At 52.9% G+C, this 14,667-nt stretch carries 15 protein-coding genes and 1 riboswitch; of the genes, 9 read left to right on the top strand and 6 right to left on the bottom strand.

Annotated elements, in window-relative coordinates; genetic code table 11:
* Nucleotides 1-133 precede the first annotated feature (133 nt).
* The 4 genes from EDM57_RS16315 to EDM57_RS16300 are packed head-to-tail and all read left to right on the top strand — an operon-like array spanning nucleotide 134 to nucleotide 4,474.
* Entirely contained in the window at nucleotides 134-1,714 is a 1,581-nt protein-coding gene (locus tag EDM57_RS16315) for a spore germination protein (protein WP_122905861.1), read from the top strand.
* Nucleotides 1,711-2,877 (top strand): Ger(x)C family spore germination protein, encoded by a 1,167-nt coding sequence (locus EDM57_RS16310; protein WP_122905750.1) that lies wholly within the window; start codon nucleotides 1,711-1,713, stop codon nucleotides 2,875-2,877. The genes EDM57_RS16315 and EDM57_RS16310 overlap by 4 nt, the downstream gene beginning before the upstream one ends.
* Entirely contained in the window at nucleotides 2,870-3,106 is a 237-nt protein-coding gene (locus EDM57_RS16305) for a hypothetical protein (RefSeq protein WP_122905749.1), read from the top strand. Before EDM57_RS16310 ends, EDM57_RS16305 begins: the two co-directional genes overlap by 8 nt.
* 12 nt (nucleotides 3,107-3,118) lie before the next feature.
* The gene (locus EDM57_RS16300) at nucleotides 3,119-4,474 is read left to right on the top strand and encodes a GerAB/ArcD/ProY family transporter (RefSeq protein ID WP_122905748.1); all 1,356 of its coding nucleotides are present in this window, start codon (nucleotides 3,119-3,121) and stop codon (nucleotides 4,472-4,474) included.
* 14 nt (nucleotides 4,475-4,488) lie between these two features.
* Here the strand turns inward: EDM57_RS16300 and EDM57_RS16295 are convergent, their stop codons facing one another.
* On the bottom strand, nucleotides 4,489-5,433 hold the full coding sequence (locus EDM57_RS16295; protein WP_122905747.1) for an ATP-dependent DNA ligase: 945 nt from the start codon (nucleotides 5,431-5,433) through the stop codon (nucleotides 4,489-4,491).
* A 432-nt stretch (nucleotides 5,434-5,865) separates the two neighbouring features.
* On the opposite strand from EDM57_RS16295, the gene EDM57_RS16290 reads away from it, so the two are divergent.
* Entirely contained in the window at nucleotides 5,866-6,195 is a 330-nt protein-coding gene (locus EDM57_RS16290; RefSeq protein ID WP_122905746.1) for a DUF1904 family protein, read from the top strand.
* A gap of 68 nt (nucleotides 6,196-6,263) precedes the next feature.
* Here the strand turns inward: EDM57_RS16290 and EDM57_RS23405 are convergent, their stop codons facing one another.
* The gene (locus tag EDM57_RS23405; RefSeq protein ID WP_170163462.1) at nucleotides 6,264-6,434 is read right to left on the bottom strand and encodes a hypothetical protein; all 171 of its coding nucleotides are present in this window, start codon (nucleotides 6,432-6,434) and stop codon (nucleotides 6,264-6,266) included.
* 21 nt (nucleotides 6,435-6,455) lie between these two features.
* Nucleotides 6,456-8,207: a phosphomethylpyrimidine synthase ThiC gene (gene thiC, locus EDM57_RS16285; RefSeq protein ID WP_122905745.1), complete on the bottom strand. Its 1,752-nt coding sequence runs from the start codon at nucleotides 8,205-8,207 to the stop codon at nucleotides 6,456-6,458.
* Between the two features lie 150 nt (nucleotides 8,208-8,357).
* Nucleotides 8,358-8,468, bottom strand: a riboswitch (TPP riboswitch).
* A 251-nt stretch (nucleotides 8,469-8,719) separates the two neighbouring features.
* Here thiC and EDM57_RS16280 point away from each other — a divergent pair.
* On the top strand, nucleotides 8,720-9,598 hold the full coding sequence (locus tag EDM57_RS16280; RefSeq protein ID WP_122905744.1) for a cation diffusion facilitator family transporter: 879 nt from the start codon (nucleotides 8,720-8,722) through the stop codon (nucleotides 9,596-9,598).
* A 118-nt stretch (nucleotides 9,599-9,716) separates the two neighbouring features.
* Nucleotides 9,717-10,010, top strand: coding sequence for a hypothetical protein (locus tag EDM57_RS16275; protein ID WP_122905743.1), 294 nt, complete (start codon nucleotides 9,717-9,719; stop codon nucleotides 10,008-10,010).
* 581 nt (nucleotides 10,011-10,591) lie between these two features.
* On the opposite strand, the gene ku is transcribed toward EDM57_RS16275, so the two are convergent.
* Together ku and EDM57_RS23400 are read right to left on the bottom strand one after the other, a co-directional pair.
* Nucleotides 10,592-11,560 carry a non-homologous end joining protein Ku gene (gene ku / locus EDM57_RS16265; protein WP_122905742.1) on the bottom strand — a complete coding sequence of 323 codons (969 nt, stop codon included), beginning with the start codon at nucleotides 11,558-11,560 and terminating at the stop codon, nucleotides 10,592-10,594.
* A gap of 199 nt (nucleotides 11,561-11,759) precedes the next feature.
* Nucleotides 11,760-11,903 (bottom strand): hypothetical protein, encoded by a 144-nt coding sequence (locus EDM57_RS23400; RefSeq protein WP_170163461.1) that lies wholly within the window; start codon nucleotides 11,901-11,903, stop codon nucleotides 11,760-11,762.
* A 404-nt stretch (nucleotides 11,904-12,307) separates the two neighbouring features.
* Between EDM57_RS23400 and rsmD the strand changes: the two genes are divergently transcribed.
* On the top strand, nucleotides 12,308-12,880 hold the full coding sequence (gene rsmD / locus EDM57_RS16255) for a 16S rRNA (guanine(966)-N(2))-methyltransferase RsmD (RefSeq protein ID WP_122905740.1): 573 nt from the start codon (nucleotides 12,308-12,310) through the stop codon (nucleotides 12,878-12,880).
* A gap of 41 nt (nucleotides 12,881-12,921) precedes the next feature.
* On the top strand, nucleotides 12,922-13,404 hold the full coding sequence (coaD, locus tag EDM57_RS16250; RefSeq protein ID WP_122905739.1) for a pantetheine-phosphate adenylyltransferase: 483 nt from the start codon (nucleotides 12,922-12,924) through the stop codon (nucleotides 13,402-13,404).
* 15 nt (nucleotides 13,405-13,419) lie between these two features.
* Here coaD and ylbJ read toward each other — a convergent pair whose 3' ends face one another.
* Nucleotides 13,420-14,652, bottom strand: a complete 1,233-nt coding sequence (gene ylbJ, locus EDM57_RS16245; RefSeq protein ID WP_122905738.1) for a sporulation integral membrane protein YlbJ — start codon at nucleotides 14,650-14,652, stop codon at nucleotides 13,420-13,422.
* Between the last annotated feature and the right edge of the window lie 15 nt (nucleotides 14,653-14,667).

The raw sequence follows: 14,667 nt of genomic DNA, 5'->3' as shown, positions 1-14,667 counted from the left end.
GTGCTCCTACTTTCTCCAGATCGCAAAACAGCTATGCAGGGCACTGCATATCTTTTCGGAAAAACAACCATAATACGGTTAGCTTTCCAGTGGCTGGTGATGTGACGTGGAGTTCAAGAAGAAAAAAAGCAAGATGCAAGAGTTGCTGGAGACGATGGAGAACAGCAGCTTGATTCAGTTGGAAGGCATACCGCTTTTTCCTGATCTGGACGACAACGTAGAAGTGCTGAAAAATCTTTTTTCGGATTGCTCGGACTTTGTCATTCGTGAGTTCAGACTAAAACACAGCGCCCGTGCGATCGCCGTTTTTGTAGACGGATTGATCGATACAGCCCAGGTGAATGAGGCGCTGAAATCTCTCATGATAATGGAAGGCGGGGATGATAATATCGGCGTCATTGAAGAGGCGCTGCTCCCCGTTTCGCAAATCGACAGGGTCGACGACTACAAGAAGCTTTTGCAGGCGGTTTTGTCCGGCGATACGGGCATTTTGGTCGACGGAAACAAAGAGGCGCTTACGCTGGGCATTCGCGGAGCGGAAATCCGCTCGGTGAACGAGCCTGAGGGAGAAGCCGTCGTGCGCGGGGCGCGGGAAGGCTTCATTGAAAATATCCGCACGAACACCTCCATGCTGCGGCGCAAAATGCGCACGCCGCGATTGAAAATGAGGTCGCTGGTGGTTGGCCGCGAGACAAATACGAACGTCGTGGTCGCGTATTTGCAAGGCATCTCGGATGCGCAAGTTGTGGAAGAGGTTTCCAGTCGAATCAGCAAAATCGAAATTGATGCGGTTCTGGAAAGCGGCTATATTGAAGAGTTGATTCAGGACAACATCTATTCTCCCTTTCCCCAGATCATGTACACAGAGCGTCCGGACACGGTGGCCGCTTCGCTGCTCGGGGGGCGCGTGGCGATCTTTATCGATGGAACGCCGATGGTCCTGATCGCGCCCGCTACATTTTGGATGATGATGCAGGCGAGCGAGGACTATTTCGAGCGCTTCCAGATGACGACGCTGCTTCGCTGGCTGCGCTTTCTGTTCCTCATTATTGCCTTGCTCACTCCTGCGTTGTACGTGGCGATTACGACGTATCACCAGCAAATGCTGCCGACTACGTTGCTCTTGAGCGTCGCAGCAGCTCGCGAGTCGATTCCTTTTCCCGCGATCGTCGAGGCGCTCATTATGGAAGTTGCTTTTGAAGCGCTGCGGGAAGCGGGGATTCGCCTCCCCAAAACGGTTGGCCAAGCGGTCAGTATTTTGGGGGCGCTCGTCGTGGGACAGGCGGCGGTGCAAGCCGGGATTGTCTCCGCGCCGATGGTTATTGTCGTGTCGCTCACCGGGATCGCCTCTTTTACGATTCCTCACTTCAATGCAGCCATTTCGATTCGGATGCTTCGCTTCCCGCTGATGATCGCGGCCTCGATTCTGGGCATTTACGGAATATTGGTCGGTGTGCTGCTCATTCTCGGGCATATGGCCAACCTTCGCTCCTTTGGGGTCCCGTACCTGTCTCCGGTCGCTCCGATGTCAGCTGGAGATTTGAAGGATGTGCTGGTGCGGGTGCCATGGGCCTTTATGGTAAAGCGGCCCAGATTGCTTGCGATCCCAAATGCCCACAGGATGGACCCAGCCTATGCCAAACAGGTGCAGCAAAGGGGAGGGCAGGCGGGAACTACGAGCCGCGGGAATTCAGACGAGGAGGGAAATGCGTGAAACGGCTCACTCCGATTGTCGTATTGCTGTTGAGCATGCTGCTTGTGACTGGCTGCTGGGATCGGCGTGAAGTCAATGACATGGCAATCGTGATTGCTATGGCCCTTGACAAAGAGCCGGGTGGCCTCTATCGCTTGTCTGTACAGGTTCCGCTGGTCAGCAGTCTCGGTTCCACTTCTGGCGGAGGAGGTGGAACAAGCGGGGACAAGGCGTACTATGTAGACTCGGCCGTTGGCAAGACGATCAGGGAGGCGAACGATATTATCCAGTCGCGCATGTCCCGTGAGCTGTACTATTCCCACCATCGGGTGATTGTCCTCGGGGAACAGTTGGCCAGGGAGGGGATGAGTGATGCACTGGACATCATAGCCCGGTTTCCCGAAAACCGTTTGACCGTTTATCTCGTCATGACCAGAGGCAAAGGGATCGAGCTGTTGAATGTCCAGCCGCAGTTCGAGCGCTTTTCCGGAGAGGCCATGCGCGAGTTGTTAAAAATGGAGGCGCTCCCCGTATCGCTCAAGGATGTTGCCCAGATGCTCACCACACCTGGGGTCGACGCGTTTTTGCCAGTCATTGCTCCCGTTCCCTCGCATCCCAAAGGGCAGTCGCGGGAAGTGCAAATAATGGGGCTCGCTTTGTTTCACGATGACAAGCTCATACACGTGGCACAATCCGATTCGATCAAGGGGGTTCGCTGGTTTCAGCGATATTTCACGCCGTTCTCTGCCGTACTCTCGCTTGGCGGCGATAATCGGATGACCGTTGAATTTTTAAGAGGGAAGGCAGACATTACGCCAGTTCTAAAAGATGGGCGCGTTCACTTCGACATCAAGGTGTACGCGTCAGGTATCGTCATGGAGAATATGACGGGAATCAATCTGGAGCACGTCAATAACATCAAGAAGATCGAGGAAATGCTGAAAAAAGAGGTCAAAACCAGTGTCGAAAAGACGCTGCAAATCATGCAAAAATATCGGACGGACACCATTGGATTGGGTATTGTTTTGGCCAGATATTTTCCCCGTGAGTGGCGGGAAACGTATCGGGAGCGCTGGTATGAAGAACTTCCGAAAATTACTTACACGATCCGTTCCAAGGTGGTCATCGAAGAGATTGGGCAAACGACGAGAAACATAACAAAGGTAGATAGCGAGAATGAATAGATTGTTTTTAGCCTTGTATATCCTGATGCTGTTGTTTTTCTTTCTCGATTTTTTCTTCCATCGCAAGCATATGGAGCGAAAACAGCAAATCGTCATCTATACGCTTTATATCCTTTCGGCAATCGGATTGTACTCAGTCCAATATCAGCAGGGCTTGATGATACACATCCACTTTTTTCTGAACAACATGGGGCCGCTGGTAAAAATGTGGATTGACCAGATCTTGTAAAGGAGGGAGTGCATGATACACAAGCAAGTTATCAATCATCGGCAAATTGCCTGGCTGGTCTTCAGTTTGCTGATGACGGGGATGATGATAAGCTTTTTTCGAGCCGTTATCCAGGTGGCCAAGATGGATGCGTGGTTCTCGCAAATTGTTCCGGCTTGCTATGCCATACTCGTTGCCTATGTCTTGTCGGAACTTGTGCACGCCTACCCTGGAAAAAATTTGTTTGAGATCATGTTTATCATCTGCGGCAAATGGATTGGCGGATTCATCAACATGATTATCCTGTTTTACGTATGGATGATCCTCGCCCTCGATATTAAGGGGGCTGCCGATTTTTTGCGCATTTCCCTGCTGCCGCACACGCCGTTGGAAATTATCCTGTTTGTGTTCGTTCTCCTGTTGATGTACTACGGCAAAACGAGCCTGGAGGTGGCGGCAAGGGTCAACGAAATATATTTTCCCGCCTACTTCATCATGTGTTTCCTGCTTTACTTTCTCCTGATGAACGAGTACAGCATCGAGCGGCTGGAGCCGATTCTGAGCGCGAGTCTGGAACGGATTTTCGTAAGCAACCTGCTGCCGATCGGCGTATATGGAAACATCCTGCTGTTTGGCGCTTTTCTGCATGCCAGCAGCGAATCGCGCCTGATGTTTGCCGCCATGAAGCATGGGATCATGATTGTATGTTTAACCACTACGATTATCGTCTTGATTCTTCTCGGAGTGATGGGCCACATCATTGCGGGGCGGCTCAACTTTCCCATTTACATTCTCGTGCAGCAAATTCACCTGACGGACTTTCTCGACCGTGTGGAAATGGTCTTGTTCAGCATGTGGTTTCCGGTGTTCAGTATTAAAGTCATCGTCGCGTATCTGGCTTTTCTCGTAGGGGTCGGGTCGTTTGGCGGGCAGATGCACTACAACACGTACAACGCGCCCGCCGGCTGCTTCATGGTGGTGACTTCCCTGCTCGCCTTTCCAAAAGTGTCGGATATCGACCAGTTTCTCAGTTACAGCTTCACGCTGTACGTCCTGATTTTTCAGGTGCCGCTGCTCCTTTTTCTGTTCATCGCCGCGCGCAGGAAAAAACAGAAAGAAAGCGAGATACTGATCCCGAAAGGCACAAAGCTGCATCGCTTTTTCCGCCTGATGGTGTGGGGGGGAATCATCAGTATCGCCGGCTGCTTTCTCACGATCCTGATCGGGGATAAGATCGGGGACAAGTCTCCGGCGGCCGGAATCGCGACGGCGATCATCTATTTTGTTTTTCTGGTGATCGGGGCGCTCGCGAGCTACGGAGAAATGCAGGCGCTCAACCACGGCAAGCACAGGCTGGAGCGGTCTACCCAGCAGGAGGATTCGCGGTAGGAGCCGTCCGCCCATCACGTTTCAAACGTACATTGGCGGGCAGGGATGTCGACGAAGCCTTGGATGCTCGGCTGGCGTAGCGAGTGTCCGCTTGCCCACTCCGTGTATTGGATTTTGGCTGTGAGCTGCGGCTTTAGCCAGATTGCTGTGCCCATGCGTTCCGGTTTGTTGCAAAAAGGCATGTCGGCCTGGATCAACGGTTGAATTTTGTCCGTCAAGCTCCGCCAATCGCTTTGGGTCAGCTTTCCGGTTCCGGCATGGCCGATGTACCAGAGAGCTCCCTGGTTGTCGTATAACCCGAGAAGCAGGGAATTGACGGTCTGATCCCGCATCGTGACTCCGCCCACCACAGCGATCAAATCGCGGTAGTTTTTTTTCTTTTGCCAGCGCGCGTCTTTTCCGTTGATGGCATATGTGCTGGTCAAATTTTTTACGATAACGCCTTCCATCCCTTGCTGCTCGATCAGCTGAAACAACTCCCGGCCGCTGGCAAAATTGTCGACGAGCTGCACCGTAGGCGTCGGGGAGACGAGCTCTTGCAAAAGGCGCTGGCGTTCTGCCAGGGAACAGGCAGTGACCCACTCGCCGTTTGCGTACAGGACGTCAAAAATCATGTAGAAGATGGGGACCTGACGCTGTACGAAAGCGACTTTTTCCATCCGTCTGATGCCGTCCCTGCGCATGACCTCATAAAAGGAAGGCTTGCCATCAGCGCCAAGCGCAATGACCTCGCCATCGAGGATGACAGATTGAGCTCGGCAATACTCGGAGATCGCAGCAATCTCGGGGTAATGCAGTGTGCGCTCGTTAGTCTTTCGGTTATACAGCTTGACGGAGCGGCCGTCGTAGTACGTCAAGAGCCTGATGCCGTCCCATTTGACCTGTGCGATCCACTCGGGGCCTTCGGCGATTTCATCCGTCGTCGTCGGCTCGAATGGAATAACCGGCGTAAGCTTCATGGTAGCCTCCTGTATGTGTATTGTACTTGCCATTTGTACCGTGTCACGATTTGCCTTCGTCTATGCACATGTCGGGACGGAGGGTATTACATGAATTTTTACGAAACTTTTTTATTGATTAAGTATTGTATTTGCGTTATACTAAGGGACAGTTCACGAATCACCATACACGATCGAAAACGCGTTGGAAAAAGTATGGATGGACTATATCTGGCTGACTCGCAACCTCCTGTCGTGGTACGTCCACCACAAGCTCGCAAGGAGAGAGTTGTTTTTCGGATATAGTCCTTTTTTTGTCTTCTGGCGCTTTATTCTTTTTCTTCATTGATGCAGAAATAGACTGTAGTTTATAATTGCTAAGGTAATGATTTTGGGAACTGTTTCAGCGCTGCTGCTGTCGGCAGCTGTCCGTTCCGGAAAGAAGGAATTGACTTGCCATTTCTTCGCTTTAAAGGCTTTGAAAAAGAAAAGCTGCAATCGGTATCCCCCCTTATCATAGAAGAGTTTGCCCGCATCGCAGAAGTGAGCGAGGAAAAGGTCAAGCTGGAGCTGCTTCTGGTCGAGCAGTTGACGAATAGTCCGCTGTCCTTGGAAATCATGATGTTTCCCAGGGAGCAAAGGCAACACGATGAAATAGCCAGCACGATGAACCGGATTTTGCAAAAACAAGGTTTCACGAATGTCCATATTTTCTTTATCCTGCTGTCGCCTGAGCTGTATTACAAGGAAGGGCTGCCTTTGCAAGTCAAAAGCTCAGGTTGATCCGAACAAAAGAACAGACCGCTCTCCCTGAACGGAACTGCCGTTCAAGGAGAGCGGTCTTTTTTTACCTAATAATAGAGACTTTCCGTTTGCAGACATTTGGTGCAGGTGCGGGCGAGCGGGGTCTCGATGAACTCATGCTCACATTCATTTTGCAAAAGGTGCAATTGGCGTTTCAGACGTTCAAGGTCACCCTCCAGGCGAGCGATCTCTGCTCGCAAGCGCAAAGCTTCCTTCACTTGCCAGCCACCTCCGGGGACTTATTTGTACAGTTGGCTTCCCTGGTCGCGAAATTCGCGGGCTTTTTCTTGCAGACCCGCTGCGATGGCCGCAGGATCGATCTCCTCCTGCTCCTGTGCCTGGTTGCGGATGTCGTGCGAGATTTTCATGCTGCAAAATTTCGGACCGCACATCGAGCAAAAGTGTGCGGACTTCGCTGCTTCGGCAGGCAGTGTCTCGTCGTGGTATTCGCGGGCGCGCTCGGGGTCGAGCGAGAGGTTGAACTGATCGTTCCAGCGAAACTCGAAGCGGGCTTTGGACAGGGCATCGTCGCGCTGTTTCGCTCGCGGGTGGCCTTTGGCCAAATCCGCTGCGTGGGCCGCAATTTTATAGGCAATGAGACCGTTGCGCACGTCTTCCTTGTTCGGCAGACCGAGATGCTCTTTGGGCGTGACGTAGCAGAGCATCGCGGTTCCAAACCAGCCGATCATCGCGGCGCCAATCGCCGACGTGATGTGGTCGTAGCCGGGGGCGATGTCTGTCGTCAGCGGCCCGAGTGTGTAAAAAGGCGCCTCGTGGCAGAGCGCAAGCTGTTTGTCCATGTTTTCGCGAATGAGGTGCATCGGCACGTGGCCGGGTCCTTCGATCATGACCTGCACATCGTGCTTCCAGGCGATTTTGGTCAGTTCCCCGAGTGTTTCCAGCTCGGCAAACTGGGCTTCGTCATTCGCGTCGGCAATCGAGCCGGGGCGCAAGCCGTCGCCAAGGGAAATACTGATGTCGTACGCCTTGAGAATTTCGCAAATCTCTTCAAAATGCGTGTACAAAAAGTTTTCCTTGTGATGGGCGAGGCACCACGCCGCCAGAATGGAGCCGCCGCGCGAGACGATCCCGGTCACGCGCTTCGCGGTCAGCGGAATGTAGCGGAGCAGGACGCCGGCGTGAATGGTGAAGTAATCGACGCCTTGTTCCGCTTGTTCAATCAGCGTATCCCGGTAGATTTCCCAGGTCAGTTCCTCCGCTTTTCCGTTCACCTTTTCCAGCGCCTGATAGATCGGGACGGTTCCGACAGGTACAGGACTGTTGCGGATGATCCACTCGCGCGTCGTGTGAATGTGCTTTCCGGTCGACAGGTCCATGATCGTGTCCGCGCCCCAGCGCACCGACCAGATCATTTTTTCGACTTCCTCTTCCATCGAGGAACTGACGGCGGATGTGCCGATGTTGGCGTTGACCTTGACGTGAAAATTCCGGCCGATAATCATCGGCTCCGCTTCCGGGTGATTGATATTGGCGGGAATGATCGCGCGGCCTGCCGCCACCTCGGCGCGAACGAACTCCGGCGTGACGCCTTCGCGGATGGCGATGAACTCCATCTCCGGCGTGATGATGTTGCGGCGGGCGTAGTGAAGCTGGGTGACTGTCTTGCCTGGCTTCGCCCGTCGCGGCCGATAGCCTTCACGCGGGAAAGCGGATATTTTCTCTGCGCTGTCAAAGCTGCGAAGTCCGTCGTCCACAGGCTTCGGTTCGCGGCCTGCATAGCACTCCGTATCGCTGCGTTCCTCGATCCAGCGCTGACGCAGGAGCGGGAGTCCTTTTTTGATGTCGGCAACATAGCCTTCGGCGGTGTATTCGCCGCTCGTGTCGTACACGCGAATCGGCGGGTTGGGCGTGTCGCCGTACAGCCCCTTGGAAGGCGATAGCGTAATTTCGCGCATCGGCACGCGAATGTCGGGGCGGCTGCCTACTTCGTATACTTTGCGGCTTCCGGGAAAAGATGAAATGGATGACATAAAAAAACCTCCTTGGCGTGGTTGCACGAAAGCGCGAACCTTGTAGGGAGGCGAAAGAGGCCCGTCGCGAAAAAGCGCCGCATGAGAGTATGCGACGCCAGACGCGAGAGCAGAGAAGAGACGGGTATCGAAAAAAAGATACACGTCGCTCATCTGTCATATGGACATTCCTCCGCTGGCATTACCCAGTTCAGGTTCAACGGTCGATGGCACAGTACCATCCTCTCAGCCTGGTGATTTCCAAGCTCCCGTGCTTGTTTTTTGTTGTGATTGCAAGTTTAGGATACCGGACATGACCCGTTATTGGCAAGAAAAAGTTTCCAACAAAAATTGCCGCAGGGCAACATATTTTCCCCCCTTCTATAGTCGTGAATCGGACTAAAACTGTTTCTGTAGACCCACACGAATTGCGTCTGTTACGATGAAAATCGAAAACGAGAAACTGCTTTCATACGTTCTGTTCTAAGGCTTTTTCGTGAACTGGGCGATTGAGATTTTTTGAGGTGATGTGTGTGGATGTATATTCGGATCTGAAGCAGGGAGAGCGGGGCGCGTGGGTCAGTATTATCGCCTATATTTTCTGCTCGGCGTTGAAAATAGGAGTGGCTGCGCTGACCGGCTCGGCGGCGTTGATGGCGGACGGGCTGAACAATTCGACGGACGTGGTGGCATCGATTGCGGTGTTGATCGGGCTGCGCATTGCCCGCAAGCCGCCGGATCGCGACCATCCGTACGGTCACTTTCGCGCAGAGACGATCTCTGCCTTGGTCGCGTCGTTCATCATGCTGTTTGTCGGACTGGAGGTCATTACCGGAGCGGTTCCGACGCTGTTTGATACAAACCACACGGCTCCGGACATGCTCGCGGGCTGGACGGCGCTGGCGACAGCGGCTGTCATGCTGGGAGTCTATCGCTACAATCGCCAGCTCGCCGTGAAAACGAACAGCCAGGCGCTGCTCGCGGCCGCAGCCGACAATCGTTCGGACGCCTTCGTCAGCATCGGGACGTTTGTGGGAGTGGCGGGTGCCCAGTTCCAGCTCCATTGGCTCGACCCGCTGGCAGCTTTTGTGGTCGGGGTCATCATCTTGAAGACAGCGTGGGATATTTTCCGGGAGGCAACGCATCGTTTGACCGATGGCTTTGATGAGGGACAACTGGAGAAGTTGAGGGAGACGATCGTCTCCATTCCCGGGGTGAAGGCGATCAGTGATATTAAGGCACGTTATCACGGCAGCAGTGTACTCGTTGACGTCGTGATCCATGTCGATCCGCAGTTGAACGTAGTGGAAAGCCACACCATCACCGAAAATATCGAAGAACAGATGAAACGTGTGCACAAAATCAATACGGTTCACATTCATATTGAACCGGAACAGCAGATCGTAAAATGATAAGCAAAAGCCTGTCCGCAGCTGGGGCAGGTTTTTTTGTGCATATAAAAATTAAAGCGCGAGTTGCCGGGAGAAATGCACAAAGCGGCGAAGGAACTGCCGAAGGGTGTCAAACAGTTTGTATAAAGAAGGTTATGTGGAACCGCTGAAAGAGGATGTAGCGATCCTGCTGGATGGCAAGTTAACCAAGGAGGATGTATTTGCAGCAGGAGGGATCTTCCTTAATGTGGCAACGATGGGGAGAAGTAAAGGTTTTCAGAAGCTGCAAAAATCAGTTGGGAAAGCGACAGGAATTTTGACAGAGAATGCGAAAAAGATTAAACCCAATGGAGGCAAGGTTGGAGATATGTTAAATGAAGCTGAGCGAGGGCATGCAAACTGGTATATTGATAATTTCGGAGGAATTCGATAAATGTGTGATTACAGAAAAAAGTCACTGAAGAAGATGTCAAAAAAATAGCGCTCGAGTATGTTTCCCAGACCCCATCTAATACTTTTAAATTTACATTAGTAAATATCAGCAATAATAGTAATCGCTATCCATGTTGGTCGGTTATATTCGAAATGCGGAACCAAGATGGAAATATTGTAGATGGCCCGTTAGTATTATCGGGACGATTGAAGAAGTTTATGGAGCAGAGGAAGTAATTTTCCGTTTTATTTACGAATATCTCAAGCTAAACCCCAACGATTACTTTTGGGTCGCAGATTATGATTGGGTCTACAGTTGGGAAGATATGCAAAAATTAAAATCGTTACCGTATGATGCAGACTGGTGTTATAAAAACCCAAAAAACTAACTTTAACGATGAAAGGGTCAATTATGGTCGGTGTTCACCATGATTGACCCGTTTTTTGTGACATAGACTGTTTGCACCAGGTATCGGGATAGAAGCAGTGAACGCAAGCAAACCTTCTCCGACAACGAAAAGCCAGCAAAAGCTCCGCCTATGACTCGACTCCCGCACGGCACGGCAAACTATTCCAACGCTACTACACAGAAGTAACTTTTTTGCGACGCAGCGTTTTCGTCGTCGAAGTCGGCCCAGGCCCCGCTTTCCCCGCCGCTTCTTTGTCTGGTGACGTTGCCTTGTCCGTTTTCTTTGCAGCAGCGGCCCGTTTGCGCCCTGCTTTCGGCTGCGTGGTTGCCGGGGTTGGCTCTGGCTCCAGCTTTACGGGGCTGCTCGTTTGGCCTGCAGTAGAAGCCAGGCTTTCCTTCAGGGCTTGCATCAGATCGATCACATTCGTGCGCGCAATCGTCGGAGCGGTAGCAATCTCCTGACCCTCCAGCTTTTTCTCGATCATTTCCTGCAGATCGACGCGGTATTGGTCGGTGTATTTGGCAGGATCGAACGGGACAGTCATATTCGCGATCAACTCGGTGGCCATTTTCAGCTCGTTTTCTGCGAGCGGGACAGAAGCATCCGGCAAAGCGGGCACCTGATGGACAGGGCGCACCTCGTCCGGGTAGAAAATCGTTTCCAGCATGATGCAATGCTCGTGCAGCCGGATGACGGCGAGACTTTGCCGATTGCGCATTGTCACCTGGGCAACGGCGATTTTTCCGGTCTGCTCCATGGCGGCGCGAAGCAGCGCATACGCCTTTTCCCCCGTTTCCTGCGGAGACAGGAAGTAGCTTTTGTCAAAATAAACCGGGTCGATCTCCGACAAGTCCACGAAGTCGAGAATTTCAATGGCGCGGCGCGTCTCGGGCGTGATCGCCTCCAAATCTTCGTCCTCGATGATGACAAAATGCCCCTTCTCGTACTCGTACCCGCGCACGATTTCGCTTGTTTCCACTTCCCGCTGGCAATGCGGACACATTTTGGAATATTTGATCGGGGTGTTGCATTCCTTGTGCAGTTGGCGAAAGCGAATGTCCCGCTCTTCCGTGGCCGTAAACATGCGGACGGGGATATTGACCAGGCCGAAGCTGATTGAGCCTTTCCAGACGGTATGCATATGATTCCTCCAGTACGGACCGAATTTGGCGTTTGGCGATAATGACTTGACTCCAGTCTGTTTAGTTTATTGTTTGCAGCCGGCTGCAGGATGGCGCAAGGAAAAAGCAGGCGGGCAAACATTGACATTCAATCTGGCATGGAAAAAGCCAGCCGCAAGTTCTGGCGACTGGCTTGGCAAGCGTCAAGCTGCTTTCTCATTACTGTCCGTGTTTGACAATGTCCGACTGGTCCGCGCGCGACTGCATCTCCCGCGCTTGTTCGACACCCACTCCGGTGCGGTCGGCAATGGATTGGGCCTTGGATGCTTTCAGCTTTTGTGCGGACGGTTGTTTTTCTGCCATGTCGATTCCCCCTCGTAAGATCGGTGCAAGTATCTTGTTCCCCATGCGGGCAAAAAAAATACCCCTTCGTCAATTGACGATGGGGTAGCAGTTCAACTCCTCCCGCGTGGGGAGCGCCGGCACGGAATGCTCCTATCAGACACGCCGTGCGCCAAAGTGAACTGCCTTTCAATTATGGGAGAGGAGAAACCGGAGGAAGAGCTTATGGGGAAACGTAAGTCTTCTCCGCGGTTGTCAGCGACACCGTTGCGTCGCTATCATCATGTTTTCCAATCTTTGTGCAGGATATACATCATCTGCGGCATAAATTTTCCAGTTGGCCAATTTTACGGGGGTAGGCAGTTGTGATAGTATGGTATCAGCTTTTATACCGTATAACTTCTTTATAAACAGGTGAAATCATTATGCGCGTCATTGCGGGAGAACACAGAGGCAGAAAACTGGCGGCCGTCCCGGGAGTCGGGACGCGGCCGACGACCGACAAGGTAAAGGAATCAATTTTTAATATGATCGGCCCGTATTTTGATGGAGGCTGGGCCTTGGATTTGTACGCCGGAACAGGCAGCCTGGGCATCGAAGCGCTGAGCAGGGGCGCGGACAAGGCGGTTTTTGTCGAACGGGATGCAAAAGCATTTTCCGTCGTCAAGCAAAATGTCAGCACTTGCCGACTGGACGAGTACGCAGAGCTTTACCGCATGGATGCGGAGAGGGCAATCCGGCAGTTGGCCAAACGCGGTCAGCCTTTTGACCTGGTATTTCTCGACCCTCCTTACGCCAAGCAGAAGATCGTGGAGGAAATCGGGCAGCTGCAATCGCTCGGCCTGCTCGCCGACGGCGCCTGGATCGTGGCCGAGCACGACAGCAAAGACTCTTTTCCCGATGCCATTGGCGACTGTGTCAAAGATCGGGAAGCGACCTATGGTGATACGGCAGTGACCCTGTATTACTACGATCCGCAAGCCAAAGAGGAAGGGTAAGCGAGCTTTGCTCAACCAGCACACGAGAAGGAGGAAGCAAGATGGCGATCGCCGTTTGCTCTGGAAGCTTTGATCCTGTCACCTATGGACATCTCGATATTATCAGCCGGGGTGCCAAGGTGTTTGACAAGGTAATCGTAGCGGTTCTGATTAATTCCAAAAAAAATTCCCTGTTCAGCGTAGACGAGCGCGTCGAGCTGCTTCGCCAGGTGACAGCGGGCATGGATAATGTGGAAGTGGACTCGTTTGACGGGCTGTTGATCGACTACATGAACAAGCGCGGAGCCAAGGTCATCATTCGCGGTCTGCGGGCCGTCTCCGATTTTGAATACGAAATGCAAGTGGCTTCGATCAACAAAAAGCTCGATCAAGAGATCGAGACCTTTTTCATGATGACCAGCAACCAATATTCGTATTTAAGCTCCAGCATCGTGAAGGAAGTGGCGCGATACAAGGCGAGTGTGGCTGATCTCGTGCCGCCGGAAGTCGAAGCGGCGCTCAAGCGCAAAATGGAACAGTTGTAAGCACGAAGACACTGCTTATCTCGTCTTGCCGCTTTGCAAACAACGGGCCAGCAGGCTGATGGCAAAGAGCAGGACAGCTACGCCTGCGGCAAGTGCTCCGGAAAACGTGATCGTTTCCCACCAGCTCGTTTCTGGTATACCGGATGGAGTAGGAACGAAGACCGGGACGCTTTTGTCCAGAAACCAGGTGCTGACATGGACCAGCGGATTCCAGAAGAAAAAGGTCAGGATTGCCGCCAAAAAAGCGTGCAGGGCACGGGCGATAAAATAGGGCGCGACGCGAATATCGGTTTCGCTGAGAATGCTCGCAACCTGTGCGTGAACGCTCAGTCCCCCCCAGGAAAGGACGGCGCTTGCAATCGCGGCCTTCCAGACCATGGAAACACTGTCAGGCACGACACTGGCGGCTTGTGCGCCCAGCGTAACCTCAAACAGCCCGGCGATGATCGCTTTGGAAAAGGCAGGCGGAAACCCGAGCGGGCCGAGAAAGATGGCGAGCAGCGTGCTAATCATCTGCGTCAGGTGAATCGCGGTAAACAACTGGATCAAGACGGAAAACACAATGATAAAGCCACCGATCATGAACAGCGTGTTCAGCGCGGACTGTACGGCATCGCCCATCAGCTTGCCGAACGGCCGACCGTCGCGGATACGCGCCCGGTGCATCGCTTGCAACGCTCGGAGCGGCAGTGGCAGGTTCGTTTTTTCCAATGGCTTAGACACGGCGGCAAACGGTGCGTGGAAGCGATAAACCAGTCCCATGATGACTGCCGACAAATAATGGGTCACGGCCAGGACAATCCCCATTTGTTCGCTGTGAAAAAAGCCGATGGCGACCGCCCCCATCACAAACAGCGGATCGCCTGTCGTCGTAAACGATACGAGCCGCTCTCCCTCCGCTTGCGACAAGTTCCCCTGCTGGCGCAAGCGGGTCGTCAGCTTGGCGGCTACCGGATAGCCCGACGAAAAGCCCATGGCGAGCACAAAACCGCCTGTGCCGGGCACATTGAACAAGGGGCGCATCAACGGTTCGAGGAGCACGCCGACAAAGTGAACCACACCCAGCCCCATCAAAATTTCCGAGAGGACAATAAACGGAAGGGTCGAGGGAAAGACGACTTCCCACCAGATTTTGAGTCCGCGGACGGCGGCTTCAAACGAAATTTGCGAATACATCACCAATGTCAGGACGAGCGCGACTGTCGAGAGCGCAAGCAACAGGGTGAAAATCGGTGAGTGGCGTGACATGGAATCCTCCTGTGT

It is taken from the genome of Brevibacillus gelatini, from assembly GCF_003710935.1.
In the GTDB taxonomy this organism is placed as follows: Bacteria; Bacillota; Bacilli; order Brevibacillales; family Brevibacillaceae; genus Brevibacillus; species Brevibacillus gelatini.
The sequence above is the reverse complement of the archived record's forward strand: the minus strand, read 5'-3'. Positions and strand labels throughout refer to the sequence as shown.